This is a genomic window from Pseudomonas sp. 22189, from assembly GCF_052045635.1.
Lineage (GTDB): Bacteria > Pseudomonadota > Gammaproteobacteria > Pseudomonadales > Pseudomonadaceae > Aquipseudomonas > Aquipseudomonas parakoreensis.
The window spans coordinates 176,363-199,891 of record NZ_JBQEPG010000007.1 but is presented as its reverse complement, the minus strand read 5'-3'; the positions used below and the strand labels follow the sequence as shown (position 1 = coordinate 199,891).

The following is a 23,529-nucleotide window of genomic DNA, read 5'->3' as shown; positions in this document are numbered from 1 at the left end:
GCGGCCCTGAAAAACAGGGGCTGCTACGCAGTCCATCGGGGATGAATCCCCTCGCCACAGGGTTTCATACAGGCTTCAAACTAAGTGAACACCGCGCAAACCCTTGGCCCGTCAGATAATGTTTTCTAGTTATATAAACATTCTTAAATAGTCTTTTTAAGAATATCTGCGCCTCTCTTATATTGCTCCCACGCCGAACGCAGTGCCGCCCACTGCCAGGCATATCCCATTCAAAGGAGCAGCACCATGAGCGCATCCCTTCGCAGCGTTGACGGTCAGGACGAAAGCACCATCTTGCGGGAAATCCAGAGCGCCCTGCGCGATCTGCGTTTCGGCGCGGTGGAGATCACTGTGCACAACGCCCAGGTCGTGCAGATCGAACGCAAAGAGAAATTCCGTCTGCAGCAGCCGGGTAACAAACCGAGCTGATATGAAGATCAAAAGATCGCAGCCTGCGGCATGCTCCTACAGGGGGCTGTGTGTAGGAGCTGCCGCAGGCTGCGATCTTTGAACCGGCACCCCGATTTCCGAAATACATAAGAAAAAGCCACCACCAAGAATTCCAGGAGCTTTCACCATGTCGTCGATTCGCCGTTACGCTTTGGCCGCCCTGGCCAGCGCCGTGTTTGCCGGTTCTGCAGTTGCCAAGGATTACGAATTGCTCAATGTGTCGTACGACCCGACGCGCGAGCTGTACCAGGACTACAACGCCGAATTCATCAAGTTCTGGCAGAAAGATCACGCCGGCGACACCGTGAAAATCCAGCAATCCCATGGCGGATCTGGCAAGCAGGGCCGTGCGGTGATCGACGGTTTGCGCGCCGACGTGGTGACCCTGGCACTGGCCGGCGACATCGACGAAATCGCCAAGCTCGGCAAGACCCTGCCGGCCGACTGGCAGAAGCGCCTGCCCGAGGCGAGCACTCCATATACCTCGACCATCGTGTTCCTGGTGCGCAAGGGCAACCCGAAAGGCATCAAGGACTGGGGCGATCTGGTCAAGAATGACGTTTCGGTGATCACCCCGAACCCGAAAACCTCCGGCGGTGCGCGCTGGAACTTCCTCGCCGCGTGGGCCTACGGCCTGAAAGCCAACGGCGGCAGCGAAGAAAAAGCCAAAGAGTATGTGCAGACCCTGTTCAAGCACGTTCCGGTACTGGACACCGGCGCTCGTGGCTCGACCATCACCTTCGTCAACAACGGTCAGGGTGACGTGTTGCTGGCCTGGGAAAACGAAGCGTTCCTGGCGTTGAAAGAAGACGGCGGCGCTGACAAGTTCGACATCGTCGTGCCGTCGCTGTCGATTCTGGCCGAGCCACCGGTGGCGGTGGTCGACAAGAACGCCGAGAAAAAGGGCAACGAACAGATTGCCGAAGCTTACTTGAAGCACCTGTACAGCCCGGCCGGTCAGGAGATCGCCGCGAAGAACTTCTACCGTCCACGCGACAAGGACGTGGCGGCGAAGTACGCCCAGCAGTTCCCGAAACTGGAACTGGTGACCATCGACAAGGACTTCGGCGGCTGGAAATCCGCACAACCGAAGTTCTTCAACGACGGTGGCGTGTTCGACCAGATCTATCAGGCGCAGTAATCTGACCCACAATGAGCCTGAAGTTCAGGCACTTGAGATGTGGGAGTGAGCCTTTGTGGTGAGGGGATTCATCCCCGATGGGTTGCGCAGCAGCCCCAATGCCGACCTTTGCGGTGAATCAAATCTACCGCGAACTCTGGTTTTGCGACTGCTTCGCAGTCGGTCGGGGATAAATCCCCTCACCACAGGGCTCGCTCCCACATTGATGCGTTTTTAACCAAGGACTTTTATGTCGCGTCGTATCTCCCCCGTCATACCCGGCTTCGGGCTGACGCTGGGTTACACCTTGGTGTACCTCAGCCTGATTGTGCTTATCCCGCTGGCGGCGATGTTCGTCCACGCCGCCCAACTCACCTGGGATCAGTTCTGGACGATCATCTCCGCACCGCGCGTGCTGGCTGCTCTGAAGCTGAGCTTCGGCACCGCGCTGTGTGCCGCGATCATCAACGGCATCATCGGCACGCTGCTGGCCTGGGTGCTGGTGCGCTACACCTTCCCGGGGCGCAAGGTCATCGACGCGATGATCGACCTGCCGTTCGCCCTGCCGACGGCGGTGGCCGGTATCGCCCTGACCGCGCTGTACACCCCGACCGGTCTGGTCGGACAGTTCGCCGCCGACCTCGGTTTCAAGATCGCCTACACCCCGTTGGGCATTACCCTGGCGCTGACTTTCGTCACGCTGCCGTTCGTGGTGCGCACGGTGCAACCGGTGCTGGCTGACATTCCCCGTGAAGTCGAAGAAGCCGCCGCCTGCCTTGGCGCGAAACCGTTGCAGGTGTTCCGCCATATCCTCCTGCCAGCGCTGTTGCCAGCGTGGCTGACCGGATTTGCCCTGGCCTTTGCCCGGGGTGTCGGCGAGTACGGTTCGGTGATTTTCATCGCCGGCAACATGCCGATGAAAACCGAAATCCTGCCGCTGCTGATCATGGTCAAACTCGACCAGTACGATTACACCGGTGCCACGTCCATCGGCGTGCTGATGCTGGTGGTTTCCTTCGTCCTGTTGCTGCTGATCAACCTGTTGCAGCGGCGCATCGAAACCCCATAAGGAGGCGCGAACCATGTCCCAATCGTCTATTGCGGCCGCGTCCTCGGCCAACGCTGCGCGGCGTGGCAGTGCCACTTCGCGCAGAATCCTGATCGGCCTTGGCTGGCTGATCTTTTTCCTGTTTCTGGTATTGCCGCTGTTCATCGTGGTGTCGCAGGGTTTGAAGAACGGCCTCGGCGCATTCTTCACCGCGATCTTTGAACCGGACGCCTTGTCGGCGCTGAAACTCACGGTGATCGCGGTGCTGATTTCGGTGCCGCTGAACCTGGTGTTCGGCGTCAGCGCCGCGTGGTGCGTGAGCAAATATTCGTTCCGTGGCAAGAGCATGCTGGTGACGCTGATCGACCTGCCGTTCTCGGTGTCGCCGGTGATCGCAGGTCTGGTCTACGTGCTGATGTTCGGTGCGCAGGGCCTGTTCGGGCCGTGGCTGCAGGATCACGACATCCAGATCGTCTTCGCCCTGCCGGGCATTGTGCTGGCGACGATTTTCGTCACCGTGCCGTTCGTGGCTCGTGAGCTGATCCCGCTGATGCAGGAACAGGGCACGCAGGAAGAGGAGGCCGCGCGCCTGCTTGGCGCCAACGGCTGGCAGATGTTCTGGCACGTCACCGTCCCCAACATCAAATGGGGCCTGATCTATGGCGTGGTGCTGTGTACTGCGCGCGCCATGGGTGAGTTCGGTGCGGTGTCGGTGGTTTCCGGGCACATTCGCGGGGTGACCAACACCTTGCCGCTGCACGTCGAGATCCTCTACAACGAATACAACCACGTGGCCGCGTTCGCCGTGGCGAGCCTGTTGCTGATCCTGGCGCTCTTCATCCTGCTGCTCAAGCAGTGGAGCGAAAACCGTATCAACCGCCTGCGCGCCAGCGCCGCGGAGGAATAATTCATGTCGATCGAAGTGCGTAACGTCAGCAAGAATTTCAATGCGTTCAAGGCGCTGGACAACATCAGCCTGGACATTCAGAGCGGTGAACTGGTGGCGCTGCTCGGCCCGTCCGGCTGCGGCAAGACCACGCTGCTGCGGATCATCGCCGGCCTGGAAACCCCGGATCAGGGCAACATCGTCTTTCACGGCGAAGACGTCTCCGGCCACGACGTGCGTGATCGCAACGTCGGTTTCGTGTTCCAGCACTACGCGCTGTTCCGGCACATGACGGTATTCGACAACGTCGCGTTCGGCCTGCGCATGAAACCGAAAAACCAGCGCCCGAGCGAAAGCCAGATCGCGACCAAGGTCCACGAACTGCTGAACATGGTGCAACTGGACTGGTTGGCCGATCGCTACCCGGAGCAACTGTCCGGCGGCCAGCGTCAGCGTATCGCTTTGGCGCGCGCGTTGGCGGTGGAACCGAAAGTGCTGCTGCTCGACGAGCCGTTCGGCGCCCTCGACGCCAAGGTGCGCAAAGAGCTGCGCCGCTGGCTGGCGCGCCTGCACGAAGACATCAACCTGACCTCGGTATTCGTGACCCACGACCAGGAAGAAGCGATGGAAGTCGCCGACCGCATCGTGGTGATGAACAAGGGCGTGATCGAGCAGATCGGCTCACCGGGCGACGTCTACGAAAACCCGGCCAGCGACTTCGTTTATCACTTCCTCGGCGACTCCAACCGCTTGCTGCTCAGCGACGACAACCATGTGCTGTTCCGTCCGCACGAAGTGTCGTTGTCCAAACATGAGCTGGAAGATCACCACGCCGCTGAAGTGCGTGATATTCGCCCATTGGGCGCGACCACGCGGGTGACGTTGAAGGTAGAAGGGCAGACGGATCTGATCGAGGCGGAAGTGGTGAAGGACCACGACAGCCTGATCGGACTGGCCAAGGGTGAAACCCTGTTCTTCAAGCCGAAGGTCTGGCAGAAAGTCGCCAGCCTCTAAAGTCAAAAGATCGCAGCCTTCGGCAGCTCCTACAGGGACATGCATTCCAATGTAGGAGCTGCCGCAGGCTGCGATCTTTCAAGCGGCCTAAGCCGCCGCTTTGCGATTCGGATTGACCCGCACCACCCCCGCCCGCGCCTCGATCTGCGCTTTCAACTCATGGCGCATTCCCAGCAGGAACGCCACTTCGGCCACGACAAACAGCGGCCCGACAATCAACCCGCTGACATCATCGACAAACGCCGGTTTGCGCCCCTCGTAGTGGTGCCCGACAAACTGGATCACCCAGCCAATCACAAACATCGCCAGCCCGCTGCTGAGCCAGACCATCGTGCTCTGCTGCGCCAATGCATGTCCGGCCCAGACCGACAGGCCCATCAGCACCGTCATCAACACGCCGAGTTTCACTTCCAGGCACAGATAAAACCATGCCGAGGCCAGCGCCAAGAGCACCGCCGGAGAGATCCACAAGCCGCCCAGTGACCACGCTGGTCGCGACAATAAAACGGCCACCGCCACCACGATCAGCGGAATGCCGATAAAGTGGCTGGCGATGTTGCGCGGGTCGCGGTGGTAGGCGGCGTATTGACTGAGATGGTCGACGAGGCTTTTCATTGTTGTTCCTCCTGTAGGGTGCGTGCAGCATGCCTCGGGTTCGGCGTTCGCTCTGTCAGGCAGGCGACAATTGGGAGTGATCATGGATAAGCGTTCACGGCTGCTGACCGGGCAATGGTTCAGTCATCTGCCGGCATCCTTTCAGGATAGTCTGCTGGCGGCGGCTCGGGAGCGGCGGCTGACGGCGGGGCAGCGCTTGTTCCAGCGCGGTGATCCGCCCTGCGGCTTGTACGCGGTGCTCGACGGCGCGATCCGTATCGGCGCGGTGAGCGAGCAGGGCAAGGAGGCGTTGCTGAGCCTGGTGGAGGCGCCGCACTGGTTCGGCGAAATCTGCCTGTTCGACGGTCAGCCACGCACTCACGATGCGTATGCAGTCGGGCCGTGCACGCTGCTGAATATCCCGCAGGCCACGCTGCTGAAAATCCTCGATGAACACCCGGTGTACTGGCGCCATCTGGCATTGCTGATGAGCCACAAACTGCGCCTGACCTTCATCAATCTCGAACAGTTGAGCCTGCTGCCGGCCCCGGCTCGCCTGGCGCATCGCTTGCTGATGATCGCCGAGGGCTACGGTGAAATCGATGCGCCACGCCGGGTCCTGCAACTGCCGCAGGAGCAGCTGGCGTCGATGCTGTCGCTGTCACGCCAGACCACCAACCAGATCCTCAAGGATTTGCAGGGGCAGGGGATTATCGGGTTGGGGTATGGCGAGATCGAGATTCTCGATGCCAAGCGATTGCGGGCTCTCGCCACGATCTGAAAACTCACACCATTCCACTGTGGGAGCTGGCTTGCCAGCGATTGCGGTGTATCAGTCGACATGCATGCTTGCTGAACTGATGCCATCGCTGGCAAGCCAGCTCCCACAGGGTTCTCAACTATCCATGATCTTTGAGGCAAACCACAGAACCTGCAGGAGTGTGGCTTACGAGCCGCGATAGGTCGAGAAACCGTAAGGGCTGAGCAGCAGCGGGATGTGGTAGTGCTGGTCAGTCTGCTTCACCTGGAAAATCACCGGGATCTCCGGGAAAAACGTCTCGCGCTTGTTCTTCTCGAAATACTCGCCGGTCTTGAATACCACTCGGTATTCGCCCGCCTCGAAAGGCTGTTTGGCCGGGAACAGTTCGGCGATGCGCCCCTGTTCGTTGGTGGTGCCCTGAGCCAGTGGCTGCCAGTTCTGGCCAACGTGTTTTTCCAGCGTCACATTGACGCCCGGCGAGGGCAGACCGTTTTCCAGGTTGAGCACGTGCACGCTCAGTGGATTGCCGGCGGCCAGCGCCAGGCTGGAGAAGGCACTCAGGCCGAGTGCGGCGAAGGTCATGCGCAGGGTGGTCATGGTCAGTCTCCTTATTGGGAACGGGTAAGGGTCAGGCCGGCCTTTTCGGCGGCCTTGATGGCACAGTTTTCGTCCTGCTCGCCGCCGCCGGAACCGGCCACGCCCATGGCGCCGACCAACTCATTGCCGGCGAACAACGGAATCCCGCCGCCGAGCAATAACAGCTCGTCGAGGGTGTTGAGATTGGCGGTTTCCGGGTTGCTGCGGGCGCGCTCGGCGAACAGCCGGGTCGGGGTTTTCGTCGACAGCGCGGTATAAGCCTTGCGCTGGCTGGCCGCGGTGTTGTGCGGACCGATGCCGTCGCCGCGCAGGGTCACCAGCACGTTGCCGCCACGGTCGAGCACCGATACCGTCGCGGTGCAATGGCTCAGTGCTGTGTCGGCCAGCAGGCGTGCGGTGTTCAGGTCGAGGTCAGCGTGGCGCGGCAGTTCAGGGGCGGCGAAAACGCTGGCGCTGAGGCCGAGGACGAGGCTGGCTGCAAGGTATTTGACGGTCATGGACAGGCTCCGAAAGCGAAGGACATCACCTTAGCCGCCGCTCTTCGTCAGAACTCCGTCAGTCGGATTACAAGTTTGTAATGGGCAACGCCGTCGAAGGCGCCTAGCCTGTGTGCCTGATCAATCGAGGTGTGCCATGCGTTTGCTGGTTGTAGAAGATGAAGCCAAGACTGCGAATTTCCTGGCCAAGGGCCTGGGCGAATCGGGGTTTGCCGTGGACGTAGCGCTCAATGGCCTTGATGGACGCTATTTCATTGAGCAGCAGGCATACGACCTGATCATCCTCGATGTGATGCTGCCGGGCCTCAATGGCTGGCAACTGCTGCAACTGATCCGCCAGCGCGGCGCCACCCCAGTGTTGTTCCTGACCGCCAAGGATGCCATCGAAGACCGCGTACGCGGCCTCGAACTCGGCGCCGACGACTATCTGCTCAAACCCTTCGCCTTCGCCGAATTGCTCGCGCGGGTGCGTACGCTGCTGCGGCGCGGGCCATTGCGCGAGGCCGAGTCCTACAGCATCGCCGATCTGGAAATCGACGTGCTGCGGCGTCGAGTCAGTCGCGGCGGCCAGCGCATTGCCCTGACCAACAAGGAATTCGCCCTGCTGCAACTGCTCGCCAGCCGTCAGGGCGAAGTGTTGTCACGCACGCTGATCGCCTCGCAGGTGTGGAACCTCAATTTCGACAGCGACACCAACATGGTCGAAGTCGCGGTGCGCCGCCTGCGGGCGAAAGTCGATGACCCGTACATGCCGAAACTGATCCACACCGTGCGTGGCGTCGGCTATCAGCTGGAGGCGCCCGACGATGCGGTCTAGGTCGATCGCCTGGCGTCTGGCGCTGGCGTTCGCCGTGGTCTGCGCGTTGGTGTTGAGTGCGATTGGCGTGTTTCTCTACCGCTCGCTCGCCTCGGAGATCGCCTATCGGGATGATCTGGCGTTGCTTGGCCGCCTGGAGCAAGTGCGCGCCTTACTTGCCGACAGCGACAGCCTTGGCGCCTTGCAGGCGCGGCCACGGTTGTACCAGAACATGCTCGGTAATCTCGACAGCCTGTTGCTGGTGCGGCGTGCCGATGGCTCGAACGTGATCGCGATCAACCCTCGTCAGCGCGAGCTGCCGACGTTAAGCGCAATCGCGCGCGAGCAAACACCGCAGCGTCGCGATGTGCTGACCTGGCAGGCGCCGGACGGCGCCGAGCTGGCGCTGTTGTCCGGTGAAGCCCAAGGGCCGAACGGCGAGCCGCTGACGGTGATCGCCGGCAAGGTGCTCACTGAACGGGAACAGATGCTCGCCAGTTATCGCTTGCGCCTGTACCTGGCCGTCGGGCTCGGTGCGTTGCTGGCGTTCGCGCTGGGGCTGGTGCTGCTGCGCCGTGGCCTGCAACCGTTGCGCCAGTTAAGCGCGGCGGTGCGCGGCATCGATCTGCGCAGCCTCGATCAGCGTCTGCCCGCCAGCGGCACTCCCGCCGAACTGCTCGAACCGGTACAGGCGCTCAATGGCATGCTCGCGCGGCTGGACGACAGCGTGCAGCGGCTGTCGCAGTTTTCTGCCGATCTGGCCCACGAGATCCGCACCCCGCTGCACACCTTGCTCGCCAGCAACGGCCAGGCGCTGAACCACCCGCGCAGCACGGCGGAGTATCAGGAGCTGCTGGCGTCGAACATGGAAGAGTTCGAACGCCTCAAACGCATGGCCGAGAACCTGATGTTCCTCGCCCGCGCCGAACAGGCGGAGCGTGCGCTCGACTTGCAAACACTGGATCTGCACAGCCTCGGCAGCGAGCTGTGCGATTACTTCGAAGCCCTGGCCGATGATCGCCAGTTGCGCCTGGAAAACCAGCTGCACGGCGAACTGTTGGCCGACCAGCAACTGCTGCAACGCGCCCTGGGTAATCTGCTGGCCAACGCGGTGCGTCACGCTGATGAAGGCACACTGATCAGCCTGCGCCGCCGTGATGAGGCGGGTGTGTGTTGGTTGCAGGTACACAACCACGGCCCGGTGATTGCGCCAGAACATCTGGGCAAACTGTTCGACCGCTTCTATCGCGTCGACCCTTCACGGGCGCAGCCTGGAGATTCGGGTGGGCTGGGGCTGGCGATTGTGCAGTCGATCATGCAGTTGCATGGCGGGCGGGTGCGGGTGAGCAGTGATGCGAGTGGCACAGTGTTCGAGTTGGGGGTTGTCCTGACCCAATGATGCGCCGTGCAAGTACTCTGAAACTCAGCTAAAGTCTGGCGATTAGTGCATCGCATTTGATGCAATTTGTATATTTATCTATAAATGCATCGTAAATAGTGCAGGTTTGCGCAATGGAACAGATCGGCGAACTGATTAGAAACTTGCGCAAGGCGCGCAAACTCTCCCAGCAGGCACTGGCTCAACAATATGGCATGAGCCGCGCCACTATCTCAGGGATCGAAAACAATACGGTGTCCGAAATCGGACTGCGCAAGGTTGAGGCAATTCTTAATGGCTTCGGTTACGAGCTGGTTGCCATTCCCCGCCAGTCCAATCGCCCAACTCTCGACACTCTGCAAAAAGTGAATTTCCATGACTGAAACGCCGGACAGGTTGCAAATCCGTGTTGGTGAACAGGTGGTTGGGACGCTGGGGCGCGGGCAAATTCGCGACGACAGCGTGTTCAGTTACCGCGAAGACGCTAGCGCGGACAATGCGGTATCGCTGACGATGCCCACTCGCCTGGACAGCTATGGCTGGAAACACGGCATTCACCCCGTCTTCGAGATGAACTTGCCCGAAGGCGCGCTGCGTGAGGAATTGATGCGGCGCTTCAGTAAAGCAGTGCGTGGCTTCGATGATTTTGCTTTGTTGGCTATTGTCGGCCCCCATCAGCTCGGCCGTCTGGCAATTGCCAGCGCACCGGCGACTGATCAGCCTCCGGCAACATCCCTCAGCGATCTGCTGGTACACGATGGCGCTCAGGGGCTGTTCGAAGATCTCTTACAGACCTACGGTCAGTATTCCGGAGTGTCAGGCGTGCAGCCCAAAGTGCTGGTGCGTGACAGCGCCGCCGCTATCGATCGCCTGACTCATCGGGGGGCGACTCATCTGGTCAAGGCCTTTCGCGCCGAAGAGTATCCGCAGCTGGCAACCAATGAATATTTCTGTATGCGGGCGGCGCGGCACTGCGGTCTCGAAGTGCCAAAATTCGAGCTCAGCGAGCGCGGCAAATTTCTGGTGATCGAGCGTTTTGACCTGAGCGATTCGGGGTACCTCGGGTTCGAAGATTTCTGTGTACTGAACGGGTGGTCGTCGAAAGCCAAATATGACGGTTCCTATGAAGGTGCTGCGCGGCAGATCAAGGCATTCGTTTCGCCGCAGTTGCTGAGCTCTGCGCTGGAGGCGTTTTTCAAGATTGTCGCGTTGTCTGCGGGGCTGAAAAACGGTGATGCGCATCTGAAGAATTTCGGCGTGCTTTACGAAGATTGTGCAGAGCAGTCATCCGTCAGGCTCGCGCCGGCTTACGACATCATCACGACTTCGGTTTATATCCGGAGCGACAGCATGGCGCTGCTGCTAGGCGGCTCGAAAGCCTGGCCCAAGTACAAGATGTTGGTGCGGTTCGGTCGTACGGCTTGCAACCTGACAGAGGCGCGTTGCAGCGAATTACTGCAACAAGTGGCTCATGGCCTGCAGATGGCGATGGAGGAAATGGTCGAATACAGTCGCAAGCATCCCGAGTTTGCCGAAGTGGGCGAGGCGATGATCGAACAGTGGACATCCGGCCTGCAACGCAGCTTGATCAAGGGCTGATGTTCAGCGCAACTGATCGCGAAACTGCCCCGGCGTCATTCCCGTCCAGCGTTTGAACGCGCGGCTGAAGCTGCTGGTGTCGGCAAACCCCAGCAGGTAACTGACTTCACTCAACGAACATTGCGGATCGCGCAGGTGCAGCAGCGCAAGGTTTTCGCGGCTCTCGTTGAGCAGCGTGTCGAAGCGACAGCCCTCGTCCGCCAGATGCCGTTGCAGGCTGCGCAGGCTCAGGTGCAAGGCCTGGGCGATGCGTTCGGCGCTGGGTTCGCCTTCGGGCAGTTGCTCTTCGATGGCGTCGCGCACCTTGCGCTCCCAGGTCAGCGGTTGGAGCTGGGCCAGGGTGCGCTTGAGCACCGCTTCGTTGTGTTCGGCGAGTTCCGGGTTGGCGTCATCGAGGTGGCTGTCGAAGTCGGTAAGGGAGAACTCCAGGCGATCTTCGGCGCAGGAGAAATGCACCGGGGCGCGGAACACTTTGTGCCACTGATGTGCATCGGACGGTTCCGGGCGGCGCAGGTAGACCGCCAGCGGCGCGTAATCGCGACCGAGGCGATTGCGGCAGGTGCGCACGTAGATCGCGGCAAACGCATCGATGGCTTCGAAGGCCGGCGCCGGATTGCCTGACGGAATTTTCAGACGAAACAGATAACGGTCGTCGCTGCGGCTCAGCTCCAGTTCCAGCGCATCGCTGACCACCGGGTGATAACGCACGATGCGCTCGAACACCTCACGCAGGCTGCCGCTGGCCACCAGCGCATAACCGAGCGCATGGAACGTGGTCGGGCTGACGAACCGCGACACTCGCAGACCGATCGCCGGATCCCCGCTGAACTGCACCGCCAGTTGCCACAGGCGCGTGGTGCCGGACAACGGATAGCGCGCGTTCGGGTCGTCCATCAACTGCGGATCGAGCCCGGCCTGTTGGCACAGGCCGAGACTGTCCAGCCCCAGCGCATCGAGTTGCTTGCGCAAGGCACGGGTCCAGCTGGCGAGCGAGGTCGGTTCCTTCATGCTGATTGGCGCTTCCGGTCAACAGGTTGGCGTTCACGGCTACCATCAATAAAGCGTTCGCAGGGCAGGATGCGAACATCAATAAACAGAGGATGGAAGCATGGACCGTACTTCTGCAAGTCCCCAGCGACACAATGCTGCCCAGCGATCAGCGCATATTCGCGAAGTGGTGCTGGCCAAAGGCGTCGAACTGCGTGAGCGCTACCCGATCCTGCAGCATCAGGATGCCCTTGGTGCGGGGATTCTGGCTTTTGCCCTGGCCGGGATGATTGGTTCGGCGACGCTGTACATCACTGGCCATATGGCGTGGTGGGTGTGCCTGTTGCTCAACGCGTTTTTCGCCTCCCTGACCCACGAGCTGGAACACGACCTGATCCACAGCATGTATTTCCGCAAACAACGCGTGCCGCACAACCTGATGATGGGCCTGGTGTGGCTGGCGCGGCCGAGCACGATCAATCCGTGGATCCGCCGCCATCTGCACCTCAATCACCACAAGGTTTCCGGTACCGAAACCGATATGGAAGAGCGTGCAATCACCAACGGCGAACCATGGGGTTTTGCGCGGCTGCTGATGGTCGGCGACAACGTTATGTCGGCGTTCATCCGCATGCTGCGGGCCAGGACTTGGGCACACAAAATCAACATCATCAAACGTACATTGAAGGTTTACGCGCCGCTGGCGCTGGTGCATTGGGGCGCGTGGTACGTGTTTCTCGGCTTCCACGCGGCAAATGGCGTGGCTTACCTCATGGGTTCGCCGATTGAATGGTCGGCAACCACGTTGTCAGTGATGCAGGTGATCGACATCGCGGCAGTGGTGATCATCGGCCCGAACGTGCTGCGCACCTTTTGCCTGCACTTCATCAGCTCGAACATGCATTACTACGGCGACATCGAGGCGGGCAACGTGCTGCAGCAATGCCAGGTGTTGAACCCGTGGTGGTTGTGGCCGCTGCAGGCGTTCTGCTTCAACTTTGGCAGCAGCCATGGGATTCATCATTTTGTGGTGAAGGAACCGTTTTACATCCGGCAGATGACCGTGCCGGTGGCGCATAAGGTGATGCGTGAGATGGGGGTGCGATTCAATGATTTCGGCACGTTTGGTCGGGCGAACCGGTTTGTTCGCAGGGATGAGGTGATGCAGGAAGAGGTGCGTGCTGCCCGGGCTTGATGGGTGAGTGTGAAGGCCTATTCGCGAGCAGGCTCGCTCCCACACTGGATCGTATTCGCAAATCCAGATTGTGGGAGCGAGCCTGCTCGCGAAAGCGATCTATCAGTCAACATCAGTCCGGCTGAAACGGCGAAGTACTGAGAATCACCCCAGTCTCCTCCACATATTTCTGCCAATGCCCGATCAGGGTGCTGAGCTTGTCCGGCTGACTCGACGCCAGATCATGAATCTCCCCCGGATCACTGCTCAAGTCATACAGCTGCCAGGTCGCCGGCCCCACCGGCCCGGGGATCCACACCGCCTTCCACGACCCTTGGCGAATCGCCCGGCGGCCAAACAATTCCCAGCCGGTGACGGTGTGCTCGTCATGCACCTGCGCCGTCTCGCCAGACAAAAAGCCCAGCCATGATTTGCCGCGCAGCGGCGCCACCGGTTTGCCGTGCCATTGTTTGCCCGGATGGCGCACGCCGGCCAGATCGAGAATCGTCGGGGTGATGTCCATCACCGTGCCATAGCCGTGGCTGATCTGCCCTTTGATCGGCAGTTGCGGATAGTGCAGCAGCGCCGGTACGCGAATCCCGCCTTCGGTGGTGAACGCCTTGAACAGCCGTGACGGCGCCGTCGCCACCTGCGCCCAGCTCGGCCCGTACCAGACGTAGGAATTGGCGCGGCCGATGTTGTCGAGGCTGTTGTCGTAATGCTGATTGAGGTAAGTCAGCAGTTCCGGGCCGAACTTGGGGAACGCCTCCAGCAGTGCGCCCTCGGCACCGTTGTCGGACATGAACAGGATGAAGGTGTTATCGAGTTGGCCCTGCTGGCGCAGGTAATCGACCACCCGGCCGATGTTCCAGTCCATGCGCTCGACCATCGCCGCGTAAACCTCCATGGCCCGCGCGGAAATCTGTCGTTGCTCAGCGCTCAGCGCAGCCCATTGCGCATTCAATTGAATCAGCGGATGCGGCTCGACATCCGGCTCGATCAGGCCCAGCGCCTTGAGTTTTTCCAGGCGTTCCAGACGCAGGACTTCGGGACCGGCGTCATAGCGACCACGGTATTTTTCGACAATGTCAGCCGGTGCCTGCAACGGCCAGTGTGGTGCGGAGAATGGCAGATAAGCGAAGAATGGCCGGCTCTGATCGCGCTCCTTGAGATACTGCAGCAGCTTGTCGCCAAAGGCGTCCGACGAGTAGAAATCCTTGGGTAACTCGTCGACAAAGGTTTCGTCTTCGATGTACAGCGCTGGCGTCGATTTCAGCAGGCCCGGGGTGTGTTCGTCGTAGGTCGGTTCAAAACCGTAATGGTTGGCCGCCCCCGGCAGCAGCGAAAAAGAACGCTCGAAACCACGGGCCTGCGGCGCCAGTTCAGCGGTCAGGCCGAGGTGCCATTTGCCGCTCATCAGGGTTTGATAGCCGGCCTCGCGCAGCAGCTCGGGCAGGGCGACCACACGGTCATTCAAGTATCCCTCATAACCCGGTTTGCCGATCAACTCCGGGGTCAGCGCTTCCGCCATGGTGCCGATGCCGGCGATGTGGTGGTCGGTGCCGGTCAGCAGCATCGAGCGGGTTGGCGAGCAGGTTGGCGCGGTGTGGAAATCGGTCAGGCGCAGGCCGTTATTGGCCAGCGCATCAAGGTTCGGCGTGGCGATTTCGCCGCCGAAAGCGCCGATATCGGAGAAGCCGAGATCGTCGGCCAGAATCACCAGAAAGTTGGGGCGTTGCGGCATCGATACAGCTCCTCTCAATAGGCAATGAACGACAGCGGCAGATCGCGGATCTGCACCGGCAGGCTCGGTTGGTAATGGTCGTCACTGGTCAGTTCGTGCAGCAGCTCTTCACGCAACTGATGGAAGTCGAAACTGCTGCGCTGACGTGGATGCGGCAAGGCGATGTCGACCACCTGCTTGATCCGTCCCGGACGCGGCTCCATCACCACCACACGGTCGGCGAGGAAGATTGCTTCCTCGACATCGTGGGTGACCAGAATCGTGGTGATTTTCGCCCGGTCGCGGATCGCCAGCAGTTCGTCCTGCATCTGCTGACGGGTCAACGCATCAAGGGCACCGAACGGTTCGTCGAGCAGCAGAATCCGTGGGCTGGCGACCAGTCCACGAGCAATCGCCACGCGCTGGGCCATGCCGCCGGAGAGCTGGTGCGGATAGGCCCGGGTGAAATCGCGCAGGCCGACCAGCTCGATGAAATCGTTGATGCGTTGCTGCTTTTCGGCGGTGCTCAGCGGCTCGTTGACCAGGCCCAGACCGATGTTGTCGGCCACCGTCAGCCACGGGAACAAACGGTGCTCCTGAAACACGATGCCGCGCTCGCCGCCAATGCTGCTGACGGCTTTGCCATCGACGCTGATCTGCCCGCGAAACTGCGTATCCAGACCCACCAGCAAGCGCAGCAAGGTGGATTTGCCGCAACCGCTGGACCCGACGATGGCGACGAATTCGCCCTCGGCGATGTCGAGGTTGAATTCGCGAATCGCCTCCAGTTCGAAACCGTCGACGTCGAAGGATTTGCCTACGTGGGTGAAGCTGACAATCGGTGCGTTCATGCGTGTCTCCAGCGAGTGGCGCGAATTTCCAGGCGTTGGCCGATGAGGTTGAGCAGGGCGCCGGTGAGGCCGACCAGCAGCATTCCGGCCATGATCAGGTCCATGCGCAGCAGTTGTTGGGCGCCGATCATCTGGCTGCCGATGCCGCCGTTGGACGGCATGAAGTATTCGGCACCGATGGTACCGAGCCAGGCGTAGATCAAACTCAGGCGCAGCCCGGCAAAAATCCCCGGCGCCGCGCCCGGCAGCACCAGACGACGCAGGCGCTGGCCGAGGCTCAGGCGCAGCACCTGCGCGGCCTCGTTGAGTTGTGGCGAGAGGTTGGCGACGCTGCGCTGAGTGGCGATGAACAACGGAAAGAACGCGGCGAGGGCAACGAACACCCACTTCGCCAATTCACCCAATCCGAACCACGCGGTGAGCAGCGGCACCCAGGCGAAAATCGCGATCTGGCGGATGGCGGCGAGGGTCGGGCCGAGCAGTCGTTCGCTGGTGCGTGAAAGCCCCAGCAGCAAGCCGAGGGCGAAACCGAGTCCGCCGCCCAGTAGCAAGCCGCCAAGGGTACGACCGAGACTCAAGGCCATGCCGCTGATCAGCGTGCCGTCGAGCAAGCCGTTTTTTGTTGTTTCCAGCACCGCGAGCGGGCTGACCAGAATGTTCGCATCGACCCACTGCTGATCGCTCGCCACTTGCCACAAACCGATCAGGCTCAGCGGCAACAGCCACGGTTGCAGCCGCTGCCAGCCTTCATAGCGCGGGCCACTGCGGATTTCTGCGGTGGCCGGGTGCGGCCAGTGCACCAGTTTTCGGTCGAGAAAGCCGATGCCGCGATCCATCGCCACGCCGAGCACACCGATGACCACGATGCACACGAACACGATGTCGAGCATGAACAGTTGCCGTGCCCAGACCATCAGGTAACCGATGCCTTCGCTGGACGCCAACAGCTCCACCGCCAGCAAGGACGTCCAGCCAGCGGCCAGGGCCAGGCGTACGCCGGCCATGAACGCTGGCAGTGCGGCGGGCAGCACCAGACGCCGGATCAGCAAATACGACGGCAGGCGCAGTACGGCGGCGGCTTCGCGCAGTTTCGGTTGCGCATCACGAACGCCGACCAGGGTGTGCAGGGTCACCGGCACCACGATGGCCTTGATCAGCACCACCAGTTTCAGCACTTCGCCGATGCCGAAAAACACCATGAACAGCGGAATCCACGCCAGCGTCGGCACCTGTGCCAGACCGGCGAAGGTCGGAAACACCAACCGTTCGAGACGCCGGCTGAAACCCAGTGCGGCACCCAGCACCGCACCCGCGCAGATACCGGCCAGCAAGCCCCAGAGCAGCCGTTGCAGGCTGATCCACAAATGACTCCACAATTCGCCCTGGGACAGCTCGACGGCGCTGTTCCACACCAGCGATGGCGCCGGCAGAATCTGTTCGCTCATCCATTGATTGCGCGCGGCCAGCCACCACAGAGCGAACAGGCTGATCGGCAGCAACCAGGGCAACAGGCGTTGGTTGAGGCTTGGCCACGCCCGATGACGTTTCAGGGGCGGCGCGGGCAGCGGCAGGCTGAGCAGGGAATCACGGGCCATGGGTGACCTCCGTTGTCGGGTTGGATCGGGAGCAGGATCAAAAGATCGCAGCCTTCGGCAGCTCCTAGAGTGGGATGCGTTGGTGAATTCGCTCCTGTAGGAGCTGCCGAAGGCTGCGATCTCTAGCGGTATTAGCTATAAACCAATTGTTATAAGCGATATAAAAAATATTAAATTTGGAGATAAGCAGCGCCATTTAAGGCTTCCAGCGCATTGCGCATCCAATGCATTCGAAGAATATTTTCGATGCTGTTAATGCATACACCGCTGCAGCCCGCGCTGTTGCTTGCTTAGCGTTAATGGCTATAAAAATGTGCATTTATAGTATTTAAGCGAAGGTCACGCTTCGGCCTACTTTCGGCTCCTCAACGCCCGTCGTGATCAAGGAGCTACATCCATGAACCTTCCCTTCAAACGAGTTTTCAGTCTGTTTGCCATTCCGGCACTGGCGGGCCTGCTGGCGTTTACCGCGCAGGCCAACGAGCTCAAGGAAATCAGGATCGCTGTGCCTGACCTGAGCGCCGGCACCCAGCACAGCGGCGGCGGTGTGGTGGATGTGCTGCGTGATCGGCAGATCTTCGAAAAAGCCTTCGCCGATCAGGGCATCAAGATTCAATGGAGCTTCTTCAAGGGCGCCGGGCCGGTGATCAATGAGGCGTTTGCCAACGGTCAGGTCGATCTGGCGTATCTGGGCGACCTGGCGGCAATCATCGGCAAGTCCAACGGCCTCGACACACGTTTGCTCAGCGCCAGTGCGCGCGGGGTGAAGCAATATCTGGGCGTGGTGCCGGGTTCGGGGATCAAGACTTTGCAGGATCTCAAGGGCAAGCGCGTGGCGATCTTCCGTGGCACCGCCACGCAGTTGTCGTTTGATGCGGCGCTGGCCAGTCAGGGCCTGAGCGAAAAGGATCTGAAGGTGATCAACCTCGACTTCAATGCAGCGGTCGCGGCATTGGCGGCTAAACAGATCGACGCATCGTGGGGCAGTTCCGGGCTGACGGCCCTGCACGCCAAGGGGCTGGCGGAATTGCCGCTGAACACCAAGGATCTGGGCGGGGCCGGCAGTGTACAGTCAGTGCTGGTGGGCACCGGCAAGTTTGTCGACGGGCACCCGGAGGTCGTGGCAAAGCTGCTCAAGGCGCAGCAACAAGCCGTGGATTGGCTGACTCAGGACAATAACAAGGCTGCCTACGTGCAACTGGTGTCGGGGCTGGCGAGTTATCCACCGCTGATCCTGACCCAGGACCTGCAGGATCAGAAACTCAGCGAAGTGTTCCCGTCGACGCTGGACCCGGTGTTCCTCGGCAAATTGCAGGACTCGGTGGATCTGGCGGCGCAGCAGAAACTGATCCGCAAACCGTTCAAGGTCAGCGATTGGGTGGTGCCTGAGTTGGCTGCGGCCAAGCTTTAAAATCACAAGATCGCAGCCTTCGGCAGCTCCTACAGGGGAATGCGTTCTCTGTAAGAGAGGCTGCGATCCTTTGATCTTCAAACCGCGACGCTGACTTCCTGCTTATCCACCGCCACCAACGTCTCGATCATCGCTCTTGCTGCGGGCGACAGGCGAAACCCGGTACGACTGACAATCCCGCAGCGCGCATTCATGCTCTCCAGATTCTGCGGCAGGTTGCGCCAGTGCAGCAGCGCCAGTGAACCTTGGGCAATGTCTTCGACGAACGCCTCTTCCGTGCCCACGCCAATCGCATTGGATTGCAGCACCACTTTCACCAGCGCCGGGAAATGCTCGGTCTCGATGGTCGGCGAAAAATCGATCCGGCCGCTGAGGTTCGCCAGCAGTTTGCGAATCCCTGGCGGGATCAGCGTGGTCGCCAGCGGGTAGTCGAACATGTCGTTGGTCGACAGGCTTTCCTTGGCCAGCAGCGGGTGCCCGGGCCGGCAGAAAAACACCCCGCGCTTGGGCGTCAGGGCCTGGGTCTGGAAGTTTGGATCGGCCTCGAAATGGCGGATGTCGGCGATGAAGAATTCGATCTCTTCGCGGCTCAGCGCGCGGCTGAGCTTTTCCCAGTTATCCACCTGAAAACAGGTGCGTACTTTCGGGTGCGCGTTGATGAATTGCGCCACCGCATCCGGGACCAGTTTCACCGCTGGCGCCGGGCCGCAACCAAAGTGCAGCTCCCCGGCATCAAGCTTGGTCATTTGCGTCACTTCGGCGCTGAGCAACGCCGCGCCCTGCACCAGGGTCAGGGCGTGTTGCAGCACCACCTGGCCTTCGGGGGTGGGGCGCAGATCCTTGTTGCCGCGATCCACCAGCACGCAGCCGAATTCTTGCTCCAGCCCTTGAATGCTGCGGCTGAACGCCGGTTGAGTGATGCCCATCGCGTCCGCCGCACGGACAAAACTGCGGTGTTCGTTGAGGGCGATGAAGTAGCGCAACTGGCGAAGATCCATATGCTTTCCTGGCATCCTAAAAATAGCTCGAAGGCATTTGCGACGAGGGTTGCTTGAGGTTTTAAATGCAAGCTCTTATTCCGTCAACGAAGCATGTGAATATCTATTAGATGCAAATGGAATATAGATAGAGCCATGTTTCGCTGTCGCCCAACCGCAAGCAGTCGATGAGGGTCTACCCATGAGCAATGCCGCACTCGCTGTAAAACCCGCTGTCCACGCGCTGGAAATCCATCCGGTGGCCGGCCGTATCGGCGCCGAGATTCGTGGCGTGCACTTGTCCGGTGAGCTGGATGCCGCCACGGTCGAAGCCATTCAGCAGGCGCTGATCCAGTACAAGGTGGTGTTCTTCCGCGAGCAGACTCAACTCGACGATCAGCGCCAGGAAGCCTTCGCCCATCTGCTCGGCGAGCCCGTGGCGCATCCGACTGTACCGGTGCGCGAGGGCACGCGTTATCTGCTGGAGCTGGACGGCGCCGAGGGCCAGCGCGCCAACTCCTGGCACACCGACGTGACCTTCGTCGACGCCTACCCGAAAGCCTCGATCCTGCGCTCGGTGGTGGCCCCGGCCTTCGGTGGCGACACCTTGTGGGCTAACACCGCGACCGCCTACAACGAACTGCCGACCGAGCTGCGCGAGCTGGCGGACAAACTGGTCGCCGTGCACAGCAACGAATACGACTACGCCGGGGCCAAGCCAGACGTGTCGCCGGAGAAGCTCGAGCGCTATCGCAAGATCTTTACCTCGACGGTCTACGAGACCGAGCACCCGGTGGTGCGTGTGCATCCGATCAGCGGCGAGAAGAGCTTGTTGCTGGGGCACTTCGTCAAACGCATCAAGGGTTATTCGCAAGCCGATTCGGCGCACCTGTTCGGCTTGTTGCAGAGCCATGTGATTCGTCAGGAAAACACCGTGCGCTGGCGCTGGAAAGCGGGCGATGTGGCGATCTGGGACAACCGGTCGACGCAGCATTATGCGATTGATGATTACGGCACTCAGGATCGCATCGTGCGGCGAGTGACGCTCAAGGGTGAAGTGCCGGTTGGGGCTTCGGGGCAACGTAGTCAGACCATTAAAGGCGCGGATATCGTCGGCGTTTGATAAGGCTCCATCGCTGGCAAGCCAGCTCCCACAGAGATTGGTGTCGGACACAAAGGATGTGAACAACGCAAAACCTTTGGGAGCTGGCTTGCCAGCGATGCTTTTAACTACCACACACCGATTTGCACCACCTTCTCGCTCTCCGGCTCGCCATAGCGAAACCGCTGCCCGCGCAGATCGATCTCCTGATGACTGATCGTGGTCCGCCGCTTCAACCCGCGCACCCATTCAAACAGGTACCCCGCATGCTCCTCGCGCACCGCCGAGTACGCCGGGTCGTCACCCAAATCGCGCAACTCCTGCGGATCATTCAGCAGGTCAAACAGCTGCGGCCGGAAGCCGTCGTACGCCAGGTATTTCCAGCGCTCGCTGCGCACCATGGTCATGCGGCAACGGTCGATCGGTTGGCCAAGTCGCTCGCGTGCCGGAGCTTGAAAGGCGTAGTCGTATTCGCTGATGGCGTAGCGGCGCCACTCGGGATTTTCGCCGTGCAACAGCGGGATCAGCGAGCGGCCTTCCAGCCGATGCTCGGCGCCCGGCAATCCCAGAGCCTGGAGAAACGTCGGCAATGCATCGATTGTTTCCGCCAGCCGCTCATCCACCGTGCCCCGAGTGATGTCCGCCGCCGCACGCGGGTCGCGCACGATCAACGGCACGCCCACCGCTTGCTCGAGCAAAAACTCCTTCTCGCCCAGCCAATGGTCACCCAAAAAGTCGCCGTGATCGCTGGTGAACACGATCAACGTGTCATCCCAACGTCCGTTGCTCTGCAGATAATCGAACAGCCGACCGAGCTGATCATCCACTTGCTTGATCAGGCCCATGTAGGTCGGGATTACATTCAATCGTACTGAATCACGGGAGAAGTTGACACTTTCCTCATGCTGGCGAAACGCCGTGTATGCGGGGTGTTTGCTGGCTTCGGAGGGCGTCGCGCGGACCGCTTCGAGAATCGATTTCGTACTGTACAAGGCGTGGTATGGCGCAGGTACGATATAGGGCCAGTGCGGTTTGATGTAGGAGAGGTGTAAACACCAGGATTTCTCACCTTGCTCGGTGATGAAGTCGATGGCTCGATTTGTAGTGTAGACAGTCTCTGAGAACTGCTCGGGAATTCGCGCTGGCAAATGCGCATGACGCATGTGCCAGCCGCTGAGGATTTCGCCGTTCTCGCCTTCAGCAGCGTTGGCCCAGTCGTGCCAGGGGTTGTGCCCGTCGAAGCCTTGCTCGCGCAGGTAATGGGTGTAGGGCGCGGATTCGCGTTTGTCGGCGAACAAAGGGTCGTCGGGGAAGATCCCGTCGTGGCGAAAGTACGGCTCGAAACCGACTTCGTTGAGCACCTCGGCCTGTGCGCTGTCCGGGTTGATCGCCAGACGCTGCAGGGCATCGACATTGGCCGTGGCGTGCGTCTTGCCGACCAGCGCAGTGCGAATGCCGTGGGGGCGCAGGTAATCGCCGATGGTCAGTTCTTCCAGCGGCAACGGCACGGCGTTCCACGCGACCTGATGGCTGCTGACGTAGCGCCCGGTGTAGGCCGACATCCGCGATGGGCCGCAGATCGTGCCCTGGGTGTAGGCACGGCTGAAGCGCACGCCAGCGGCGGCCAGGCGATCGATGTTCGGCGTGTGCAGATGCGGATGACCGTAACAGGACAGGTAATCGCGGCGCAGTTGATCGCACATGATGTACAGCACGTTGCGCACGGAGTTTTGCGGGTTGGACATGGGGTTCACCGGTCAGAAAGACAGGCGAGGGTTGTCGCTTTCGGCGGGGGTGTTCGGCAAGTGCATTTGGGGAATGGGTTTTATGCAGTGGATGCATCGGTGACTGTTTCGGCACCATCGCTGGCAAGCCAGCTCCCACAGGATTTGCGCCAAGCCAAAATGATGTGAACACCCGGAACTTGTGGGAGCTGGCTTGCCAGCGATAGCGGTAGCTCAGACAGCTAAATTTTCGAGTGAACAAACCTCCTCATCCACCGCATCAATCGCCTTGATCTGCTCAATCATCGCCTCGGCCAACGGCGACAACCGATACCCCGCACGACTGACAATCCCGTAGCGCGTATACAGTTCCTCCAGATCATCCGCCAGGCCGTCGATCCGCAAACACACCAGCTCACCCTTGGCCTGATGCAACGCATCGGAATACGCGCCAACGATCCCGATGGCATCCGAACGCAGCACCACGCTGAGCAGGCTGGAACTGTTTTCGCATTCGACATTGGGGGTGAAATCCGGGCGACCGCTGAGGTCGACGATGACCTTGCGCAAGTTCGGCGGGCGGATGCTTACGGCCAGTGGATAACTCATCAGTTGCTCGGCCGAGACCCGTTCGAATGCCGCTAATGGATGCCCGGCGCGGCAGCAGAAATGCCATTTGCGCGGCCGCAAACGGTACGTCAGGTAATCCGGATCGGCTTCGAAGTGGCGAGTGTCGGCGACGAAGAACTCGAACTCTTCGCTGAGCAGGCGTTTGCTCAGGCTCTGCCAGTCATCGACCTGAAATTGCACTCGCGCTTTCGGGTAGCGCCCGATGAACGCGCCGATCGCGCGCGGGATCAATCCGGCTGCCGGCGCCGGGCCGCAACCGAAGCGCAATTCGCCCGCCTCCAGCCCATTGAACTGACTGATCTCGTTGGCCATCTGCTGCGCGCCGCTGACCATTCGCCGCGCATGTTCGAGCAGTACCTGACCCTGCTTGGTCGGCGGTAACTCCTTGCGCCCGCGATCGACCAACTGACAGCCGACGCTGTGCTCCAGCGCCTGAATGCTGCGGCTGAACGCCGACTGCGACAGGTTCACCGCCCGCGCGCCGGCGACGAAACTGCGTTGTTCGGCGAGGGCGATGAAGTGACGAAGTTGGCGCAAGTCGATATGCATTTTTCACATAAAAAATATCCGGGAAATGCATTGGATATGCATTAGGTCGACTCCTTATAAAGGCAAT

Annotated in this window: 23 protein-coding genes; 13 read left to right on the top strand and 10 right to left on the bottom strand. The window is 60.6% G+C overall.

From position 1 onward, the window contains the following. Positions 1–246 precede the first annotated feature (246 nt). The 5 genes from oscA to ACTJKS_RS09955 all read left to right on the top strand — a co-directional run bounded on the left by oscA (position 247) and on the right by ACTJKS_RS09955 (position 4,518). Positions 247–429: a sulfur starvation response protein OscA gene (oscA, locus tag ACTJKS_RS09975; protein ID WP_039772974.1), complete on the top strand. Its 183-nt coding sequence runs from the start codon at positions 247–249 to the stop codon at positions 427–429. A 148-nt stretch (positions 430–577) separates the two neighbouring features. After that, a complete protein-coding gene (locus ACTJKS_RS09970) occupies positions 578–1,591 on the top strand; it encodes a sulfate ABC transporter substrate-binding protein (protein WP_108181331.1) in 1,014 nt (337 codons plus the stop codon). 229 nt (positions 1,592–1,820) lie between these two features. Beyond that, a complete protein-coding gene (gene cysT / locus ACTJKS_RS09965; protein ID WP_007952818.1) occupies positions 1,821–2,639 on the top strand; it encodes a sulfate ABC transporter permease subunit CysT in 819 nt (272 codons plus the stop codon). A gap of 13 nt (positions 2,640–2,652) precedes the next feature. After that, positions 2,653–3,525 (top strand): sulfate ABC transporter permease subunit CysW, encoded by an 873-nt coding sequence (gene cysW / locus ACTJKS_RS09960; protein ID WP_007952817.1) that lies wholly within the window; start codon positions 2,653–2,655, stop codon positions 3,523–3,525. 3 nt (positions 3,526–3,528) lie between these two features. Then, positions 3,529–4,518 (top strand): sulfate/molybdate ABC transporter ATP-binding protein, encoded by a 990-nt coding sequence (locus tag ACTJKS_RS09955; RefSeq protein ID WP_047290764.1) that lies wholly within the window; start codon positions 3,529–3,531, stop codon positions 4,516–4,518. An 87-nt stretch (positions 4,519–4,605) separates the two neighbouring features. Here the strand turns inward: ACTJKS_RS09955 and ACTJKS_RS09950 are convergent, their stop codons facing one another. Continuing rightward, a complete protein-coding gene (locus tag ACTJKS_RS09950) occupies positions 4,606–5,133 on the bottom strand; it encodes an Mpo1 family 2-hydroxy fatty acid dioxygenase (protein WP_108181332.1) in 528 nt (175 codons plus the stop codon). An 82-nt stretch (positions 5,134–5,215) separates the two neighbouring features. Here ACTJKS_RS09950 and ACTJKS_RS09945 point away from each other — a divergent pair, with 82 nt between their 5' ends. Beyond that, positions 5,216–5,893 (top strand): Crp/Fnr family transcriptional regulator, encoded by a 678-nt coding sequence (locus tag ACTJKS_RS09945; RefSeq protein ID WP_108181333.1) that lies wholly within the window; start codon positions 5,216–5,218, stop codon positions 5,891–5,893. 165 nt (positions 5,894–6,058) lie between these two features. Here ACTJKS_RS09945 and uraH read toward each other — a convergent pair whose 3' ends face one another. After that, positions 6,059–6,469: a hydroxyisourate hydrolase gene (gene uraH, locus ACTJKS_RS09940; RefSeq protein ID WP_097086822.1), complete on the bottom strand. Its 411-nt coding sequence runs from the start codon at positions 6,467–6,469 to the stop codon at positions 6,059–6,061. 11 nt (positions 6,470–6,480) lie between these two features. Beyond that, a complete protein-coding gene (locus tag ACTJKS_RS09935; RefSeq protein ID WP_108181334.1) occupies positions 6,481–6,966 on the bottom strand; it encodes a GlcG/HbpS family heme-binding protein in 486 nt (161 codons plus the stop codon). Between the two features lie 136 nt (positions 6,967–7,102). On the opposite strand from ACTJKS_RS09935, the gene ACTJKS_RS09930 reads away from it, so the two are divergent. The 4 genes from ACTJKS_RS09930 to ACTJKS_RS09915 all read left to right on the top strand — a co-directional run bounded on the left by ACTJKS_RS09930 (position 7,103) and on the right by ACTJKS_RS09915 (position 10,739). Continuing rightward, positions 7,103–7,783 (top strand): heavy metal response regulator transcription factor, encoded by a 681-nt coding sequence (locus ACTJKS_RS09930; protein WP_047290769.1) that lies wholly within the window; start codon positions 7,103–7,105, stop codon positions 7,781–7,783. Then, positions 7,773–9,161, top strand: coding sequence for a heavy metal sensor histidine kinase (locus ACTJKS_RS09925; protein WP_108181335.1), 1,389 nt, complete (start codon positions 7,773–7,775; stop codon positions 9,159–9,161). Before ACTJKS_RS09930 ends, ACTJKS_RS09925 begins: the two co-directional genes overlap by 11 nt. Positions 9,162–9,274: 113 nt before the next feature. Then, the gene (locus ACTJKS_RS09920) at positions 9,275–9,523 is read left to right on the top strand and encodes a helix-turn-helix domain-containing protein (protein ID WP_108181336.1); all 249 of its coding nucleotides are present in this window, start codon (positions 9,275–9,277) and stop codon (positions 9,521–9,523) included. After that, on the top strand, positions 9,516–10,739 hold the full coding sequence (locus tag ACTJKS_RS09915) for a type II toxin-antitoxin system HipA family toxin (protein ID WP_108181337.1): 1,224 nt from the start codon (positions 9,516–9,518) through the stop codon (positions 10,737–10,739). Before ACTJKS_RS09920 ends, ACTJKS_RS09915 begins: the two co-directional genes overlap by 8 nt. Positions 10,740–10,742: 3 nt before the next feature. Here ACTJKS_RS09915 and ACTJKS_RS09910 read toward each other — a convergent pair whose 3' ends face one another. After that, positions 10,743–11,747 (bottom strand): AraC family transcriptional regulator, encoded by a 1,005-nt coding sequence (locus ACTJKS_RS09910; RefSeq protein ID WP_041071077.1) that lies wholly within the window; start codon positions 11,745–11,747, stop codon positions 10,743–10,745. Between the two features lie 100 nt (positions 11,748–11,847). On the opposite strand from ACTJKS_RS09910, the gene ACTJKS_RS09905 reads away from it, so the two are divergent. Next, entirely contained in the window at positions 11,848–12,921 is a 1,074-nt protein-coding gene (locus tag ACTJKS_RS09905) for a fatty acid desaturase (protein ID WP_108181338.1), read from the top strand. A gap of 112 nt (positions 12,922–13,033) precedes the next feature. Here the strand turns inward: ACTJKS_RS09905 and ACTJKS_RS09900 are convergent, their stop codons facing one another. The 3 genes from ACTJKS_RS09900 to ACTJKS_RS09890 are packed head-to-tail and all read right to left on the bottom strand — an operon-like array spanning position 13,034 to position 17,069. Then, positions 13,034–14,644 (bottom strand): arylsulfatase, encoded by a 1,611-nt coding sequence (locus ACTJKS_RS09900; protein WP_108181339.1) that lies wholly within the window; start codon positions 14,642–14,644, stop codon positions 13,034–13,036. A gap of 14 nt (positions 14,645–14,658) precedes the next feature. Continuing rightward, positions 14,659–15,474, bottom strand: coding sequence for an ABC transporter ATP-binding protein (locus ACTJKS_RS09895; RefSeq protein WP_108181340.1), 816 nt, complete (start codon positions 15,472–15,474; stop codon positions 14,659–14,661). After that, the gene (locus ACTJKS_RS09890) at positions 15,471–17,069 is read right to left on the bottom strand and encodes an ABC transporter permease (RefSeq protein ID WP_440828825.1); all 1,599 of its coding nucleotides are present in this window, start codon (positions 17,067–17,069) and stop codon (positions 15,471–15,473) included. Before ACTJKS_RS09890 ends, ACTJKS_RS09895 begins: the two co-directional genes overlap by 4 nt. Positions 17,070–17,466: 397 nt before the next feature. On the opposite strand from ACTJKS_RS09890, the gene ACTJKS_RS09885 reads away from it, so the two are divergent. Beyond that, the gene (locus ACTJKS_RS09885) at positions 17,467–18,480 is read left to right on the top strand and encodes an ABC transporter substrate-binding protein (protein WP_108181342.1); all 1,014 of its coding nucleotides are present in this window, start codon (positions 17,467–17,469) and stop codon (positions 18,478–18,480) included. 77 nt (positions 18,481–18,557) lie between these two features. On the opposite strand, the gene ACTJKS_RS09880 is transcribed toward ACTJKS_RS09885, so the two are convergent. Then, complete coding sequence (locus ACTJKS_RS09880; RefSeq protein WP_041071095.1) at positions 18,558–19,478, bottom strand: LysR family transcriptional regulator; 921 nt, start codon at positions 19,476–19,478, stop codon at positions 18,558–18,560. A gap of 181 nt (positions 19,479–19,659) precedes the next feature. Here ACTJKS_RS09880 and ACTJKS_RS09875 point away from each other — a divergent pair, with 181 nt between their 5' ends. Beyond that, positions 19,660–20,580: a TauD/TfdA dioxygenase family protein gene (locus ACTJKS_RS09875; protein WP_108181343.1), complete on the top strand. Its 921-nt coding sequence runs from the start codon at positions 19,660–19,662 to the stop codon at positions 20,578–20,580. Positions 20,581–20,687: 107 nt separating this feature from the next. Here the strand turns inward: ACTJKS_RS09875 and ACTJKS_RS09870 are convergent, their stop codons facing one another. Together ACTJKS_RS09870 and ACTJKS_RS09865 are read right to left on the bottom strand one after the other, a co-directional pair. Continuing rightward, complete coding sequence (locus ACTJKS_RS09870; protein ID WP_108181344.1) at positions 20,688–22,304, bottom strand: alkaline phosphatase family protein; 1,617 nt, start codon at positions 22,302–22,304, stop codon at positions 20,688–20,690. 213 nt (positions 22,305–22,517) lie between these two features. Beyond that, positions 22,518–23,462, bottom strand: coding sequence for a LysR family transcriptional regulator (locus tag ACTJKS_RS09865; RefSeq protein ID WP_108181345.1), 945 nt, complete (start codon positions 23,460–23,462; stop codon positions 22,518–22,520). Between the last annotated feature and the right edge of the window lie 67 nt (positions 23,463–23,529).